Below are 16481 nucleotides of genomic sequence, written 5' to 3'. Positions count from 1 at the left end.
AACACAGTATGGAGACAACGGAAATGGGCAATCTCAATTCGATCGCGGACGCGCAGTCCATGACGGCCAAGACGCGGCGCGCCAAGTGGCCGCCCGAACTCAGCATCTTCCTCGTGCTGGTGGGCATCAGCCTGTTCTTCGAGGTGGTCGGCTGGATCGTCGTCGGCCAGAGCTTCATCTTCAACGTGGAGCGGCTCGAGATCATCGTGCTGCAGATGGCGGTGATCGGCATCATCGCGGTGGGCGTGAACCTCGTGATCATCACGAGCGGCATCGACCTGTCGTCGGGATCGGTGGTGGCCGCCGCGGCGGTGGTGTCCGCCAGCCTCGCGCAGGTGTCCGACTTCCCGCGCGCGGTGTTTCCGCACCTGACCGACCTGCCGGTGATCTGGCCGGTGCTCGCCGGCGTGTGCGTGGGCCTGCTGGTCGGCCTGCTCAACGGCTCGCTGATCGCGTTCACCGGGATCCCGCCGTTCATCGCGACGCTCGGCACGATGGTGGCCGCACGCGGCTTCGCGAAATGGTTCACCAACGGCATGCCGGTGTCGATGCTGACCGACCCGTTCGCGGCGATCGGCGCGGGCGCCAACCCGGTGATCATCTTTGTCGTGATCGCGGCGATCTTCCACGTGGTGCTGCGCTACACGCGGTTCGGCAAGTACACGTACGCAATCGGCGCGAACCGCCAGGCGGCGATCGTGTCGGGCATCAACGTGCACCGCCACCTGATCTGCGTGTATGCGATCGCGGGCCTGCTGAGCGGCATCGCGGGCACCGTGACGGCGGCGCGCGCGATCTCCGGCCAGTCCGGCATGGGCGTGATGTACGAGCTCGACGCGATCGCGGCGGTCGTGATCGGCGGCACGTCGCTGTCGGGCGGCCTCGGGCGCGTCACGGGCACCGTGATCGGCGTGCTGATCCTCGGCGTGATGACCTCGGGTTTCACCTTCATCCGCATCGACGCGTACTACCAGGAGATGGTCAAGGGTGCGATCATCGTCGCGGCCGTGATCGCCGACCAGTATCGCAACAAGAAGGGGCGCCGCTGACGCGGACTCACCGTCGGTCGAGTCACCTGCGTCGCCTGAGTTACGTGAGTTACATGAGTCACTTCAAGGAACGGCAATGAAGATCGCTCTGGATCCCTACATGATCCGCCATCTGCCGCTCGACCGGCTGCCGCATGCGGTGGCCGAGCTCGGCTACGACCAGATCGAGCTGTCGCCGCGCGGCGATTTCCTCGACTGGTGGGTGATGCCGCGCGCGACCCGCGAGCGCATGGCGGCGTTCCGGCAGGCGATGCGCGCGAGCGGCGTGGGCCTCGCGTCGCTGCAGCCGATGTACCGCTGGGCCAGCCCGTTCGACGACGAGCGGCAATGGGCGGTGCGCTGCTGGAAGAAGGCGATCGAGGTCGCCGTCGAAATGGACTGCCGGCTGATGGTGTCCGAGTTCGGGCGCGGCGCGTCGCCGGAGCGCTCGGTCGGCGAGCGGCCGGGCGCGAACCCGAAGGAGATGTGCGAAGCCGCGTGGTTCCGCTCGATGGACGAGCTGCTGCCGATCCTCGAGCGCGAAGGCATCACGCTGTCGGTCGAGCCGCATCCGGAGGACTGGATCGAGCAGCTGCAGCCGGCCGTCGACATCGTCACGAACATCGGTTCGCCCGCGCTGAAGCTGTCGTACATCGCGCCGCATACGTTCCATTACGGCGACGACATGGCCGCGATGATCCGCGCGGCCGCGCCGGTGCTCGCGCACGTGCGCGTGGCCGATACGTTCGACCACAAGAAGAGCAGCCAGCTTCGCTACATCGTCAATCCGCCGGGCTCGACGCAGATCCGCGTGCACCAGCACCTCGACATCGGGCAGGGCGAGATCGACTGGGACGTGTTCTTCCGCACGCTCGGCGAGGCCGGCTTCGACGGCGTGATGTCGTCGTGCGTGTTCGCGTGGGAGGAGCGCGCGGAGGCGTCGTCGCGCTTCATGCGCGAACGGATGCAGCACTACGTGGACCGGTATTTCCGCGCCGCCGCGCATTGAGCGCGCCGGTGCATGCATAAGCGACCCGCACGGTGCCGGGTCGGACAACATGGAGAACGACATGACTTTGCAGATTGGCGTGATCGGCTGCGGCGCGATCGGTCAGGATCACATCCGCCGGCTCACCCGGACGCTGTCCGGCGCGAAGGTGGTCGCGGTGACCGACATCGAGCCCCGCCACGCGCACGACGCCGTCGCGGCCTACGGGCTGTCGGCCGAGGTGTATGCCAACGGGCACGACGTGATCGACGCGGCGGACGTGCAGGCGGTGCTGGTCACGTCGTGGGGGCCGACGCACGAGGAATTCGTGCTGAAGGCGATCGCGCGCGGCAAGCCGGTGTTCTGCGAGAAGCCGCTCGCGACCACCGCCGAGGGCTGCCTGCGGATCGTCGAGGCGGAGCAGGCGCACGGCCGCCGGCTCGTGCAGGTCGGCTTCATGCGCCCGTACGACGAAGGCTATCGCGCGCTGAAGCAGGTGATCGCGAGCGGCCGGATCGGCGCGCCGCTGATGCTGCATTGCGCGCACCGCAACCAGTCGGTGGGCGAGCGCTACACGACCGACATGGCGATCACCGATACGCTGATCCACGAGCTCGACGTGCTGCGCTGGCTGCTCGATGACGACTACGCGAGCGCCCAGGTCGTGTATCCGAGGAAGAGCCGCCACGCGTCGTCGCATCTCGCCGATCCGCAGATCGTGCTGCTCGAAACCGCGCGCGGCGTGCGCATCGACGTCGAGATCTTCGTCAACTGCCAGTACGGCTACGACATCCAGTGCGAGGTGGTGGGCGAGGACGGCATCGCGAAGCTGCCCGATCCGCCCGCAGTGTCGACGAAGCACGCGGCGAGCCATGCGACGGCCATCATGACCGACTGGAAGGAGCGCTTCATCGCGTCGTACGACGTCGAGCTGCAGGCGTTCATCGACGGCGTGCAGCAGGGCGCGCTGACCGGGCCGTCGGCGTGGGACGGCTATGCGGCGGCCGTGGCCGCGGACGCCTGCGTGCGCGCGCAGCAAAGCGGCGCGGTGGAGCCGATCGCGATGGCGGCGCGGCCGGCGTTCTACGCGGCGTGATTTCCGCGTGATCCCCGCGTAATTCCGCCGCGGTTTCGACCCGTCCGGCCGCAGGCCGGCTACCTTCTCGACGAACCGACATGACGATGAAAATTGGCTGCGCGCCCTGCTGCTGGGGCGTCGACGACGTGAAGAACCCGCATCTGCCGGCGTGGCGGCACGTACTTGCCGAAGCATCGGAAGCCGGCTATTCGGGCATCGAGCTCGGCCCGTACGGCTATATCCCGCTGGAGCCGGACGTCGTGCGCGCCGAGCTGGAGCGGCGGCATTTGAGCATCACCGCCGGCACGATCTTCGACGATCTCGTGTCGCCGGAGAACCTGCCGAACCTGCTGCGGCAGACGCGCGAAATCTGCGCGCTGATCCGGCAACTGCCGCCGCTGCCGACCCAGCCGGGGCAGCGCTACGCGGCGCCGTACCTGGTGGTGATGGACTGGGGGCATCCGGAGCGCGACCACGCGGCCGGCCATCCCGATCGCGCGCCGCGGCTCTCCGGCGAACGCTGGGCGGGCATGGTCGAGCATATCCGGCAGATCGCGGACATCGCGCGCGACGCGTTCGGCGTGCGCGCGGTGATCCATCCGCACGCGGGCGGCTACATCGAATTCGCGGACGAGATCGACCGGATCGTTGCCGACATCCCGGCCGGCACGGCGGGCCTGTGCCTCGACACGGGCCATCTGCACTACTCGGGCATGGACCCGGAAACGTGGTTGCGCCGGCATGCTGAACGCCTCGACTACGTCCATTTCAAGGACATCGATACGGCCGTCTACGACCAGGTGATGGAGGAGCACATCGCGTTCTTCGCCGCCTGCGCGCGCGGCGTGATGTGCCCGATCGGCAAGGGCGTGCTCGACTACCCGGCGATCAAGCGCGCGCTGGACGAGATCGGCTATGCCGGCTACATCACGATCGAGCAGGAGCGCGACCCGCGCAACGCGGGCACGAGCCTGCGCGACGTGGCCGCGAGCCGCGCCTTCCTTGCGTCGGCGGGCTTTGCCTGAACCCGACCCGGAACACGCAACGCAATCAAGGAACCTAATCATCATGATCGACGGACAGATTCTGCTGGGCCATTCGATTCCGTGGGGCATGGTCGGCGGCGGCCTCGGCAGCCAGATCGGCTACAGCCACCGCTCGGCCGCGCTGCGCGACGGCAGCTTCCAGCTCGTCGCCGGCGCGTTCGACATCGATCCGCAGCGGGGCCGCCAGTTCGGCGTGAAGCTGGGCGTGGCCGCCGAGCGCTGCTATCCCGACTACCGGACGATGTTCGAGGTCGAGGCGAGCCGTCCGGACGGCATTCGCGCGGTGTCGATCGCCACGCCGAACAATACGCACTTCGAAATCTGCCGCGCGGCGCTGAACGCCGGGCTGCATGTGATCTGCGAGAAGCCGCTGTGCTTCACGACCGCCGAGGCCGAGGAACTCGCGCGGCTGTCGGTCGAGAAGCGCAAGATCGTCGGCGTCGCGTACGGCTACTCGGGGCACCAGATGATCGAGCAGGCGCGCGAGATGATCGCGCGCGGCGATCTCGGCGAGATTCGCATCGTGCAGATGCAGTTCGCGCACGGTTTTCACAGCGAGGGCGTCGAGGCCGCGAGCCCGGCCGCCCGCTGGCGCGTGGATCCGGCATTCGCGGGGCCGAGCTACGTGCTCGGCGATATCGGCACGCATCCGCTGTACATCTCCGAAGTGATGGCGCCGGAACTGAAGATCCGGCGGCTGATGTGCTCGCGGCAGAGCTTCGTGAAGAGCCGCGCGCCGCTCGAGGACAACGCGTTCACGATCATGGAATACGACACCGGCGCGATCGGCTACGTGTGGTCGAGCGCGGTGAACGCCGGCTCGATGCACAGCCAGAAGGTGCGCGTGATCGGCTCGAAGGCGAGCGTCGAATGGTGGGACGAGCATCCGAACCAGCTGCGCTACGAAATCCAGGGGCGACCTGCGCAAATCCTCGATCGCGGGATGGGCTACCTGCATCCGCAGGCGCTGCACGACGACCGCATCGGCGCCGGGCATCCGGAAGGTTTGTTCGAGGCCTGGTCGAACCTGTACAGCCGGTTCGCGCTCGCGATGGACGCGACCGACCGGCGCGACGCGGCGGCGCTGAAGTGCATCCGCTATCCGGACGTGCACGCCGGCGTCGAAGGCGTGCGCTGGGTCGAAAACTGCGTGCGCTCCGCCGACGAAGGCGGTGTCTGGGTCGACTATCGCTGACCCGCGCGGTTCGCGTGCCGGAGCGACGCGCCGGCACGCCGGCGCTTGTTCACGCGTATGGCGCCCGCGCCCGCATCGGTAGACGCCCTAATATTGTCGGCGCCGGCCGGGCGTTGGAAAATAATTTCCAGACCTGTCGTGCAGCGCAACGCAGGTGATGATCGAGCGCGTGGGCGCGACGCCGCGGCGACGTGGTCTTCGCAACGGTTACAATCCGCGCACCACGCATGTGTCCAGCCGAGCCCCGGGCCGGATCCTCCGCCGCAGCTGGCGGGCGCCGGGACTGTCAACTTCGCGCCATCCGATGAGTTCATCCGAGAAACCTCCCGCCACCGTCGAGCAGTTCCTGCAGCGTCTGACGCAGGAGTACGACGGGCTGAGCAATCGCCTGAAGGTGATCGCGCGCCATGTCGAGACGCAGCGGGACCAGCTTGGCCTCGAAGGCATCCAGTCGCTCGCCGAGCAATGCGGGGTGCAGCCGTCCGCGGTGGTGCGCTTCGCGAAGCATTTCGGCTTCTCCGGGTTTTCCGAAATGCAGCGGCTGTTCCGCGACGGGCTCGCGCAGCAGATCGCGCCGGGGCGCGCCTACAACCTGCGGCTGCGCGACGTGATCGAGTCGGGTTCGTCGAGCCTGCAGCCCGGGCAGATCGTCGACGAGTTCATCAAGGGCAGCATCGCCGGCATGCAGCAGCTGCACCAGACGCTGGATCCGACGGCGTTCGCGCAAGCCGTCGACATGCTGGCGCAAACCCAGGCGATCTGGATCGCCGGCTCCCGGCGCGCGTTTCCGATCGCCGTGTACCTCGATTACGCGCTGCAGCACACCGACAAGCGCATCGGGCTGTTCAGCGCGCTCGGCAGCATGCAGCTCGGGCAGATCCGCTCGGTGCGGGCCGGCGACGTGCTGATCGCGATTTCGTTCATGCCGTATGCGGAAGAGACGGTGCAGGTTGCGCAGGAGGCCGTGCAGCGCGGCGCGCGCCTGATCGCGATCACCGACAGCCGCATGAGCCCGCTCGCGCGCGACGCGGAGGCGACGCTGGTGGTGCAGGACAGCGCAACCTTCGGCTTTCGCGCGCTGACCGCGACGATGGGCCTCGCGCAAAGCCTGTTCGTCGCGCTGGCGTACCGGCTCGAGCTGTCGTATCTGCCGACCACGCCCGGCGGCTCGCGCGATACGAAAGCGACGACCTGAGCGGCCGCGCGGCCGATTCCCAAGACCGGCGCCCGGCGCCGGCGCGCGATACCGCTGCGCACCGGGCCGGGCAGTGCGTCACTTCGCGGTCGGCATCGCGAACTCGGCGCCCTTGCCGATGCTCGACGCCCAGCGCTGCATGATCGACTTCTGCCGCGTGTAGAAGCGCACGCCTTCCTCGCCGTACGCATGCATGTCGCCGAACAGGCTCTTCTTCCAGCCGCCGAAGCCGTGCCAGGCCATCGGCACGGGAATCGGCACGTTGATCCCGACCATGCCGACCTGGATGCGGCGCGCGAATTCGCGCGCGATGCCGCCGTCGCTGGTGAAGCACGACACGCCGTTGCCGTACTCGTGCGCGTTGATCAGCGACACGGCCTCGCCGAAATCCTTCACGCGCACGCAGCCGAGCACCGGCCCGAAGATTTCTTCCTGGTAGATCCGCATGTCGGGCGTGACGTGGTCGAACAGCGTGCCGCCGGTGAAGAAGCCGGCCTCGCGGCCCGGCACGCGCAGGCCGCGGCCGTCGACCACCAGCTGCGCGCCTTCCGCGACGCCGAGTTCCACGTAGCCTTCGATCCGCTGCAATGCTTCGTGCGTGACGATCGGGCCCATCTCGGCCTCGGGCATCATGCCGTCGCCGATCACGAGCTTGCGCGCGCGCTCGGCCAGCGCCGGCACGATGCGCTCGGCCACGTCGCCGACCAGCACCGCGATGCTGATCGCCATGCAGCGTTCGCCCGCCGAGCCGTACGCCGCGCCGATCAGCGCGTCGACCGCCTGGTCGAGGTTCGCGTCGGGCATCACGACCAGGTGGTTCTTCGCGCCGCCGAGCGCCTGCACGCGCTTGCCGAACTGCACGCCGCGCTGCTGCACGTAGGCGGCGATCGGCGTCGAGCCGACGAAGCTGACCGCCTGCACGTCCGGGTGCTCGAGCAGCGCGTCGACGGCGCGCTTGTCGCCCTGCACGACGTTGAACACGCCGGCCGGCAGGCCGGCCTGCGCGAGCAGGTCGGCGATGAACAGCGACGCCGACGGGTCGCGCTCGCTCGGCTTGAGCACGAACGTGTTGCCCGCCGCGATCGCGACCGGGAACATCCAGCACGGCACCATGCACGGGAAATTGAACGGCGTGATGCCGGCGACCACGCCGAGCGGCTCGCGCATCGTCCAGTTGTCGATGCCGGTGCTGACCTGGTCGGTGAAGTCGCCCTTCAGCAGTTGCGGGATCCCGCATGCGAACTCGACGATGTCGATGCCGCGCGCGACTTCGCCCTGCGCATCGGAAAACACCTTGCCGTGCTCGGCCGTGATGATTGCCGCGAGCGTATCGCGGTGCTCGTTCATCAACTGCAGGAAGCGGTGCATCACGCGCGCGCGCCGGATCGGCGGCGTGGCCGCCCACGCGGGGAACGCCGCGTGGGCGGCCGCGACGGCCTGCTGCACCTCGTCCTCGTCGGCGAGCGCGACGCGGCGGGCCGCGCTGCCGAGCGCGGGGTTGAATACGTCCTGGAAGCGGCCGCTGCGGCCGGCCAGCGGTGCGCCGCCGACATAGTGGCCGACGTCGTCGGCCGAAGTGAACGCGGGTACCGGATTCATCCGTCTCCTCCTGGTCTGGTCTGGTCTGGTGGGGTGGGGGAAGCTGCAGTCTAGGCAATCGCACGGGGGCGGAGAAGGCCGTTCAGATTGATTCACTGTTCAGAATTCTGAATAATCGCTGCATGAATCAGCAAAATGTCCAGGCGCTCTGGCCGCACATCCACTCGCTGACGGTGCTCGCCGCGAGCGGCAGCTTCACGGCCGCCGCGCAGCGGCTGGGGATCAGCAAGGCCGCGATGAGCCAGCGCATCGCCGATCTCGAAAAGGCCGCGGGCGTGCCGCTCGTGCGCCGCACGACGCGCAGCGTGCGTCTCACCGAGGCCGGCCAGACCCTCGTCGACAGCACGCGCGAGGCCTACGAAACGATCGGGCTGAACTTCGCGCGCGTGAAGGAGATGGCGGGCGAGCCGCGCGGCCTGGTGCGCGTGACGGCGCCGGTCGCGCTGGGGCGGCAGCAGATCGTGCCGCGCATCCCGGATTTCATCCGGCAGTATCCGGCGGTGCGGATCGAGCTGGATCTGTCGGACCGGCTGTACTCGCTCACGCAGGAGGGCTTCGATCTCGCGATCCGCCATGCGACCACCGCGCCGCAGACGCACGTGGCCTGGAAGCTGTGCGACACGCGCTCGCTGCTCGTCGCGAGCCGCGCGTACCTCGACGCGCGCGGCACGCCCGCGCATCCGGCCGAGCTGGCCGAGCACGACTGCCTGTGCTACCTGCGCGGCAGCGAGCCGGCGGCCTGGAGCTTCGAGCCGCACGACCGGCGCCGCGGCCGGGTGAGCGTGCCGGTGCGCGGCAGCTTCGCGGCCAACAACAGCGAAGCGATGCGCGAAGCCGCGCTCGGCGGGCTCGGCATCGCGCTGCTGCCGGATTTCTCCGCGCAGCGGGACATCGATGCCGGCCATCTCGTCACGCTGCTCGACGGCTGGCGCCCGTCGGGCGCGTTCGGCGACCACATCTTCGCGATCCGGCCGTACAGCCCGGTCGTGCCGAATACGGTGCGCGTGCTGGTGAAGTACCTGCGCACGCAGCTTGCCGGCGGGTTTTCGCGCGGATGAGCCGCGGCCCCGGCGGGCGGCATGCGCGGCAGGCACGGCGGCGCTGCGGTAAAATCCTCGCTTCCCCAGCGCCGCATGCGGCGCGTCATTCGAAGGTCGAAAGCCGATGCAGATTCACAAGGAAGTGGACGCGCGCGGGCTCAATTGCCCGCTGCCGATCCTGCGGGCGAAAAAAGCGCTCGCAGACATGGAAAGCGGGCAGATCCTCAAGGTGCTCGCGACCGATCCCGGCTCGCAGCGCGATTTCGCCGCGTTCGCGAAACAGACGGGCAACGAGATCGTCGAATCGTCGACCCAGGACAAGACCTTCGTGTTCCTGATGCGCCGCCGTTGACGGGCGCTGCACGCCACCCGCCGCCCGGCAAGGGCGGGGCCCCGCTCTGACAATTCTTAAACCTCGCTTCGCCGACGGCTGCGTATACTGACCCGGCCGGTCGTCCGCGCTCAATGGACGCGCCGGCCACGGTACGTCGATTCGAGGTAGGCACGGGGGCCATGCCTGACGCTACCGTCGTACACGGGGAAAGGACATGCCCTTCAGACCGGGGACCAATCGAAGTCCGTCGGAAGCGGAACACATCGCGACTGCGCACACACCGGGGGCGAGCCGCGTCGAGCTCGACCCGCAGCGGGACCGTCACGCGCGCGCCGCGCTCGAAGCGTATGCGGATTCGGTCGCGGCGGAGATGCCGTGGCTCGCCGAATGGCTGCGCGAAGCCGTGCCGGACGGGGCGCCGGGCATCACGCATTGCGCGGCGACCGTCGAGCGCGTGTTCGACCTGGCCCATGCGTGGGCGGCGAGCCAGCCCGATTATGCGGGCGCCGCGTGGGAGCGGGTGCGCGGGCAACTGCTGCGGATGCTGCGGCAGCCGGAGCTGCGGCAGCCGGCGATGGCCAACGCGCAGCGGATGGATGCCGCGCAGATCGATTAACCGTGCGGCACGTGTTTCGGGAAGGATTATTCGAAGAAAGGTCGACCGTCCGCGCAAATCCTTGGCGATTTTCATACTACTATGGTGGAATCGCCGGTTCGTCCGCGCCCCGTTTTTGAGATATATGCGGGGTCCATTCGTTCGTGCGCGCGGCGCGCCAATGGATGCATGGCTCGCCGGCCGGCGAGATGCAATGCCGGCGCGCCTGCCGCAGGCGGCGCCGCGGGGAGTGCGAGGAGCTGAACTGGACGAATGGATTTCGTTTTGCGGGGTGCTATGAGAATTGCTGTACTGGATGACGATCCGGCCCAAACCGACTTCGTCAGTCAAACGCTGACGGCCGCGGGCCATACCTGCTACGCCTTCAAGGAAGGCAAGGCGCTGAAGAAGCGCCTGCAGCGCGAAACCTTCGATCTGCTGGTGCTCGACTGGAACGTGCCCGACATGTCCGGCGAGGAGGTGCTGAAGTGGGTGCGTGCCAATCAGACCGAGCACAGCCTGCCGATCATCTTCATGACGAGCCGCGACGACGAGGCCGGGATCACGCAGATCCTCAACGCCGGCGCGGACGACTACGTCGTCAAGCCGGTGTCCGGCCCGATCCTGCGCGCGCGCATCGGCTCGCTGCTGCGCCGCGCGTATCCGGTCAACCCCGAGGCGGCGGTGCGCGAATTCGACCAGTTCCGCTTCGACGTGAACCTGAAGCAGGCGTACGTCGGCGACAAGCCGGTGAGCCTCACGCAGAAGGAATTCGAGCTCGCGCTGCTGCTGTTCCAGCACCTCGACCGGCCGCTGTCGCGCGCGCACATTCTCGACCTCGTGTGGAAACAGGCGACCGACATCCCGTCGCGCACGATGGATACGCACATCTCGATGCTGCGCACGAAGCTCGGCCTGCGCCCGGAGAACGGCTACCGGCTCGCGCCGATCTATGGCTATGGCTACCGGCTCGAACGGGTCGGCCAAGGGGAACCGGAGTGAGCATGGAGATCGGCCGACGCACGTTCCGTACGCTACGCACGGCGGGTTGCGGCGCGTGCCTGCTGGCCGCCGTCGTCGCGGCCCAGCCGGCGCACGCGAAACCGCCGGCCCGCGCGGCCGGCAAGACGGTCGTCTATACGACCCGCGCCGGCGACACGCTGTACGACGTCGCCGAACGCTACCTGCAGGGCCCGGACGACTGGCAAGTGCTTGCACAGATGAACGGCGTGCCCGCGCCGAAGCGCCTGCAGCCCGGCATCGCGCTGAAGCTGCCGGTCGCGCGGCTGCGCAAGGAGCGGCTGTCCGCCCGCGTGGTCGCGGTGCAGGGGCCGGCCGAGCGCGGGTCCGGCGACGCTTACGCGCCGCTCGCGGTCGACGCGACGCTGACCGAAGGCGACCGCGTGCGCACCGGTGCGAACGGCTTCGTGACGCTCGAGCTCGCCGACGGCACGCACATGAGCCTGCCGCCCGACAGCCAGCTCGACCTGAAGACGCTGCGCCGCACCGTGCTGACCGGCACCCTCGACCGCGAGTTCGAGCTGACGCGCGGCACGGTCGACAGTGAAGTCACGCACCTGAAGAAGCGCGACGATCGCTTCCAGATCCGCTCGCCGTCGGTCGTGGCGGGCGTGCGCGGCACGCGCTTCCGGGTCAATTACGATGCCGCCGGCAAGGCGACGACGCGCGTCGAGGTGCTCGACGGCGCCGTGGGCGTCGCGCGCGGCCAGCGTCCGGCGGACGCGACGCTCGTGCCCGCGAACTATGGCAGCGTCGCGACCTCGTCGGGCGCGGTCGGCGCGCCGGTCCAGCTGCTGCCCGCGCCCGCGCTCGCGGCGCCGGCCAAGGTGCAGGACGAGGCCGACGTCGCGTTCGACGTCGTGCCGCTCGCGCTGGCGCGCGGCTATCACGTGCAGCTGGCGCATGACGCCGGGCTGCTCGACCTGTTCAGCGAGACCCGCACCGACGCGCCGCGCGCGGTGTTCCGCGGCGTGCCGAACGGCAAGTACTTCGTGCGGATCGCCGCGCTCGACGAGAACGGCCTGGAAGGGCGGCCGCGCACCTATGCGTTCGAGCGGCGCCTGATGGGCCTCGACGCGACGGCAGCGCCCGGCCCCGACGGCTACGAGTTCCGCTGGTCGCCGAACGGCGCGGGGGCGAACGCGCGCTACCGCTTCGTGCTGTCGCGCTCGAAGGACCTGAGCGCGCCGGTGGTCGACCAGGTTGGCCTGACGGCGCGGCAGATCGTCGTCGCGAACCTGCCGCCGGGCGAGTATTTCTGGGCGGTGACCGTCGAGGAATTCGACGGCGGCCGCTTCTACGAGAAGACGAGTCCGGTCGGCGCATTTACGTTGTCGCGCTGACCCGCGACGCATGAAACCCGAATCCGTGTCCCCGCGGCGGCGCCTCGGCCGCCGCTTCCTCGTCGAATGGATCGCGATCGGCTGTCTCGGCATCGCGGTGATCGTCGCGTGCGTGCTCGGCCGCGCGTCGACGAGCGTCGATGGTTTGGTCTACGACCGGCTGCTGATGCTGCGCAGCCTGCCGCTGTCGCCCGATATCGTCGTCGTCGACATCGACAACCAGAGCGTGGCGACGCTCGGCCGCTGGCCGTGGCCGCGCAGCGTGCACGCGCGGCTGCTCGACGCGCTGTCGCGCGCGCAGCCGGCTGCCGTGGTCTACGACGTGCTGTTCACCGAGCCGTCGCCGGATGACCGGCAATTCGCGGCCGGGCTCGGCCGGGTGCCGACCTTCATGCCGATCCTGCTGAGCCCCGAGGGGCCGGACGGCACGCGCACCGTCGATCCGCCGGTGCCCGAGCTCGCGGCGCGCGCCGCGGGCCTCGGCCACATCAATCTCGAAGTCGATCCCGACGGCATCGTGCGCAGCGTCGCGCTGTACGAAAGCGACGGCCGCACGCGCTGGCCGCAGCTGATGGTGCCGGTGTTCGACGCGATTCGCGCCGGCAAGCTGCATCCGGCCGGCGGCGCGCCGGGCGCCGGCGCGCACGACCTGTCGCGCGATGCGCGCGGCGAGGGCCGCTATCTGATCCCGTTCAACCGCAACACGCCCGCGTACCCGACGCTGTCGTTCGACGACGTGCTCGCCGGCCGTGTGCCGCCCGGCGCGCTGCGCGGCAAGATCGTCGTCGTCGGCGTGACCGCGTCCGGGCTGTACGACCGCTTCGCGACGCCCGTGTCGGGCGACTTCGGCCCGCTCGCGGGCGTCTACATCCACGCCGGCGTGCTCGACATGCTGACCACCGGCCGGGCCATCTCGCCGGTGTCGCGCGCCGGGCTGCTCGCCGCGTCGCTGCTGCCGCTCGCGGTGCTGCTGGCCGGCTTCCTGATGCTGTCGCCGCGGCGCGCGCTGCTGCTGACGCTGGGCCTCGCCGCGCTGTCGGTGTGCGCGAGCGCGGCGCTGCTGTACGAAGCGCGGCTGTGGCTGTCGCCCGCGCCGGCGATCTTCGGGCTGATCGCCGTGTATCCGATCTGGAACTGGCGGCGGCTCGAGATGACGATGGCGCACCTGCGCCGCGAGCTGGAGCGGCTCGCCGACGAGCCGCACCTGCTGCCGGAAGCGCCGCACACGCGCAGCGTCGGCGGCGACGTGCTCGAACGGCAGATGGCGCTGATGGCGCAGGCCGCGCAGCGCGTGCAGGACATGAAGCGGTTCGTGTGGGACAGCCTCGACAGCATGCCCGAGCCGATCTTCGTCACCGACCTGGCCGGCACCGTGCTGATCGCGAATCACGCGGCGAAGCGCTACGCGGCGCGGCTCGCGCTGCCGCTGCCGGAAGGCGCGCCGCTGCGCGCCGCGCTCGGCGAGCTGACCTTCGTGAAGACGGTCGACGGCAATGCCGAACACGACGCCGCGATGCGCCAGCACTGGCCGGACGCGCTCGACCCGACGCTCGCGGCCGAGCACGATGCGATGGAGCGGGGCATCGAGGTGCGCGATCGCGACGGCCTCGACCATCTGCTACGCTACGCGCCGTGCACGAACGCGCAGGGCCGTGTGACCGGCTGGATCGCCGGCCTCGTCGACGTGACCGAGCTGCACGCGGCCGAGCGCCATCGCGAGGAGGCGCTGCACCTGCTGTCGCACGACATGCGCTCGCCGCAGTCGTCGATCCTCGCGCTCGTCGAGATCGAGCGGCAGCGCGTCGATTCCGACGACGTGCGCGGGCTGCTCGCGCGGATCGAGCGTTATGCGCATCGCGCGCTGTCGCTCGCCGACGAGTTCGTGCAGCTCGCGCGCGCGGAATCGCAGGCGTACCAGCTCGAGGCGACGAGTTTCGTCGACGTGCTGATCGATGCGAGCGACGAGGTATGGCCGCAGGCGCAGGCCAAGCGCATCCGCATCGACACCGACGTCGGCAGCGAGATGGGCTGGGTGCGCGCGGATCGCTCGTTGATCACGCGCGCGTTCGTGAACCTGCTGAACAACGCGGTGAAGTACAGTCCGACCGACACCGTGATCACGTGTACGCTGTCGATCGAGCCCGCGGCGAAGCGGATGACCTGTACGATTCGCGATCAGGGCTACGGGATATCGCCGGAAGACCAGCGGCATCTGTTCGAACGATTCAAGCGGTTTCATGCCGGCGAGCGGCCCGAGATCTCGGGCTCCGGGCTCGGCATGGCATTCGTGAAGACGGTCGTCACGCGCCACGGCGGCAGCGTGTCGGTCGACAGCGAAGTGGGTGTCGGCACCGCGGTGACGGTTGCGCTGCCCACGATCGACGAGCCGTCCGCCTGACAGGGCCGGGCACGACGGCAAGCATTGGGGGAAGTCATGAAACATGAATGGGCGGCCGTCGCGCTGGCGGCGGGGCTGTTGGCGGGGTGCGCCGGCGTGACGAGCGGCGTGAGCGCGGTCGGGCGGCCGGACGCGTTCGCGTCGGGCGGGCATGGCTACGGGTTCGTGCGCAGCGCCGCGCAGGCGGACGACGCCGAATACAAGCAGATCGAATCACTCGTGCACGACGAGCTTGCGCGCGGCGGGTTCGACGCGCAGGCGCCCGAGCGCGCGCGCTACCGGCTGTCGATCGCGTATGCGACGCAGCCCGCCGCGGTCGCGGCGTCGGCCGAGCAGTGCGGCGGCGCGAGCAGCGCGTGCGTCATGGTCGACGGGCCGGCGCCGCTCGGGCTGCCGTTTGCCGGCACGGTCTATCGTCACGTGCTGACGCTGCGGTTCGTCGACGCGAAATCGGGCGCCGACGTGTATCGCGTGTCGGCGGCGCTGCGCGATCGCGAGCCCGGAACCGGGCATGCGGCGCCCGCGCTCGTGAAGAGCGCGCTGGCGAAACTGCCGTTCGAGGCCGGCGAAGGCTGGCTCGTGAAGACGAAAAAAGACGACGCGGGCGGGATGCCGGGCGTCGTCTCGGTGAAACCGGCCGCGCGCTGAGCGCGCCGGCCATCCGGCGGGCCCGCGGTGCAGCGGGCCCTGGCCGCGTTATGCGGCCGGCGGCGTGATGCCGCGCGTGCGCAGGTATTCTTCGAACTCGGTGCCGACTTCCGGGTGGCGCAGCGCGAACTCGACGGTCGCCTTCAGGTAGCCGAGCTTGCTGCCGCAGTCGTAGCGCGTGCCCTGGTACTTGTAGGCGAGCACTTGTTCGTCGGCGAGCAGTGCCTCGATCGCGTCGGTCAGCTGCAGCTCGCCGCCCGCGCCCGGCTTCAGCGCGCGCAGGTGCTCGAAGATCCGCGGCTTCAGGATGTAGCGGCCCACCACGCCGAGGTTCGACGGCGCGACTTCCGGCGCCGGCTTCTCGACGATCGCCGACATCTTGATGATCGACTCTTCCCATTCCTTGCCGTCGACGATGCCGTACGACTTCGTCTCCGACGGCGGGATCTCTTCGACGCCGATCACCGAGCTGTGATAGTGGTCGAACACGTCGACCATCTGCTTCATCACGGGCGGGGTGCCGTCGAGCAGGTCGTCGGCGAGGATCACCGCGAACGGGTTGTCCGCGACGAGCTTCTCCGCGCACAGCACCGCGTGGCCGAGGCCGAGCGCTTCCGGCTGGCGCACGTAGAAGCAGTCGACGTGGCTCGGCTTGATGCTGCGCACCAGCTCCAGCAGCTTTTCCTTGCCGCGCGCCTCGAGTTCCGCCTCGATTTCGTAGGACTTGTCGAAGTGGTCCTCGATCGCACGCTTGCTGCGCCCGGTGACGAAGATCATTTCCGTGATGCCGGCGGCGATCGCTTCCTCGACCGCGTACTGGATCAGCGGCTTGTCGACGACCGGCAGCATCTCTTTCGGGCTGGCCTTGGTCGCGGGCAGGAAGCGCGTTCCGAGGCCTGCGACCGGGAATACTGCCTTGGTGACTTTCAACATGATCGAACCTTTGTTCCTGTAATCGACACTGCGGTTGATGT

15 protein-coding genes are annotated in these 16481 nt (G+C 69.2%); 13 read left to right on the top strand and 2 right to left on the bottom strand.

Annotated features, from left to right (window positions below):
• Window positions 1-23 precede the first annotated feature (23 nt).
• The 6 genes from ABFO07_RS12045 (at window position 24) to ABFO07_RS12020 (ending at window position 6530) form a co-directional block, all read left to right on the top strand.
• Window positions 24-1049: an ABC transporter permease gene (locus tag ABFO07_RS12045; protein WP_059567104.1), complete on the top strand. Its 1026-nt coding sequence runs from the start codon at window positions 24-26 to the stop codon at window positions 1047-1049.
• Between the two features lie 76 nt (window positions 1050-1125).
• Entirely contained in the window at window positions 1126-2037 is a 912-nt protein-coding gene (locus ABFO07_RS12040) for a sugar phosphate isomerase/epimerase family protein (protein ID WP_059907022.1), read from the top strand.
• A 61-nt stretch (window positions 2038-2098) separates the two neighbouring features.
• Window positions 2099-3112: a Gfo/Idh/MocA family protein gene (locus tag ABFO07_RS12035; RefSeq protein ID WP_059805628.1), complete on the top strand. Its 1014-nt coding sequence runs from the start codon at window positions 2099-2101 to the stop codon at window positions 3110-3112.
• Between the two features lie 80 nt (window positions 3113-3192).
• Window positions 3193-4119: a TIM barrel protein gene (locus ABFO07_RS12030; RefSeq protein ID WP_347467310.1), complete on the top strand. Its 927-nt coding sequence runs from the start codon at window positions 3193-3195 to the stop codon at window positions 4117-4119.
• 43 nt (window positions 4120-4162) lie between these two features.
• Entirely contained in the window at window positions 4163-5335 is a 1173-nt protein-coding gene (locus ABFO07_RS12025; protein ID WP_347467309.1) for a Gfo/Idh/MocA family protein, read from the top strand.
• Window positions 5336-5639: 304 nt separating this feature from the next.
• Window positions 5640-6530 (top strand): MurR/RpiR family transcriptional regulator, encoded by an 891-nt coding sequence (locus ABFO07_RS12020; RefSeq protein WP_059805555.1) that lies wholly within the window; start codon window positions 5640-5642, stop codon window positions 6528-6530.
• Between the two features lie 78 nt (window positions 6531-6608).
• On the opposite strand, the gene ABFO07_RS12015 is transcribed toward ABFO07_RS12020, so the two are convergent.
• Window positions 6609-8129 carry a CoA-acylating methylmalonate-semialdehyde dehydrogenase gene (locus ABFO07_RS12015; protein ID WP_347467307.1) on the bottom strand — a complete coding sequence of 507 codons (1521 nt, stop codon included), beginning with the start codon at window positions 8127-8129 and terminating at the stop codon, window positions 6609-6611.
• 122 nt (window positions 8130-8251) lie between these two features.
• Between ABFO07_RS12015 and ABFO07_RS12010 the strand changes: the two genes are divergently transcribed.
• The 7 genes from ABFO07_RS12010 (at window position 8252) to ABFO07_RS11980 (ending at window position 15507) form a co-directional block, all read left to right on the top strand.
• Entirely contained in the window at window positions 8252-9187 is a 936-nt protein-coding gene (locus ABFO07_RS12010) for a LysR family transcriptional regulator (RefSeq protein WP_059907025.1), read from the top strand.
• 106 nt (window positions 9188-9293) lie between these two features.
• Entirely contained in the window at window positions 9294-9521 is a 228-nt protein-coding gene (locus tag ABFO07_RS12005) for a sulfurtransferase TusA family protein (RefSeq protein ID WP_038713912.1), read from the top strand.
• Window positions 9522-9717: 196 nt separating this feature from the next.
• Window positions 9718-10119, top strand: coding sequence for a hypothetical protein (locus ABFO07_RS12000; RefSeq protein WP_347467306.1), 402 nt, complete (start codon window positions 9718-9720; stop codon window positions 10117-10119).
• 276 nt (window positions 10120-10395) lie between these two features.
• Window positions 10396-11100 carry a response regulator transcription factor gene (locus ABFO07_RS11995; protein WP_059567120.1) on the top strand — a complete coding sequence of 235 codons (705 nt, stop codon included), beginning with the start codon at window positions 10396-10398 and terminating at the stop codon, window positions 11098-11100.
• A gap of 2 nt (window positions 11101-11102) precedes the next feature.
• Entirely contained in the window at window positions 11103-12461 is a 1359-nt protein-coding gene (locus ABFO07_RS11990; RefSeq protein ID WP_059805568.1) for a FecR domain-containing protein, read from the top strand.
• 10 nt (window positions 12462-12471) lie between these two features.
• A complete protein-coding gene (locus ABFO07_RS11985) occupies window positions 12472-14859 on the top strand; it encodes a CHASE2 domain-containing protein (protein ID WP_060365657.1) in 2388 nt (795 codons plus the stop codon).
• Window positions 14860-14895: 36 nt separating this feature from the next.
• Window positions 14896-15507 (top strand): DUF4136 domain-containing protein, encoded by a 612-nt coding sequence (locus ABFO07_RS11980; protein ID WP_059805573.1) that lies wholly within the window; start codon window positions 14896-14898, stop codon window positions 15505-15507.
• A 48-nt stretch (window positions 15508-15555) separates the two neighbouring features.
• On the opposite strand, the gene galU is transcribed toward ABFO07_RS11980, so the two are convergent.
• Window positions 15556-16440, bottom strand: coding sequence for a UTP--glucose-1-phosphate uridylyltransferase GalU (gene galU / locus ABFO07_RS11975; protein WP_059922838.1), 885 nt, complete (start codon window positions 16438-16440; stop codon window positions 15556-15558).
• Window positions 16441-16481 lie beyond the last annotated feature (41 nt).

The sequence above is a fragment of the Burkholderia stagnalis genome (genome assembly GCF_039848545.1).
Classification (GTDB): Bacteria; Pseudomonadota; Gammaproteobacteria; order Burkholderiales; family Burkholderiaceae; genus Burkholderia; species Burkholderia stagnalis.
The sequence above is the reverse complement of the archived record's forward strand: the minus strand, read 5'-3'. Positions and strand labels throughout refer to the sequence as shown.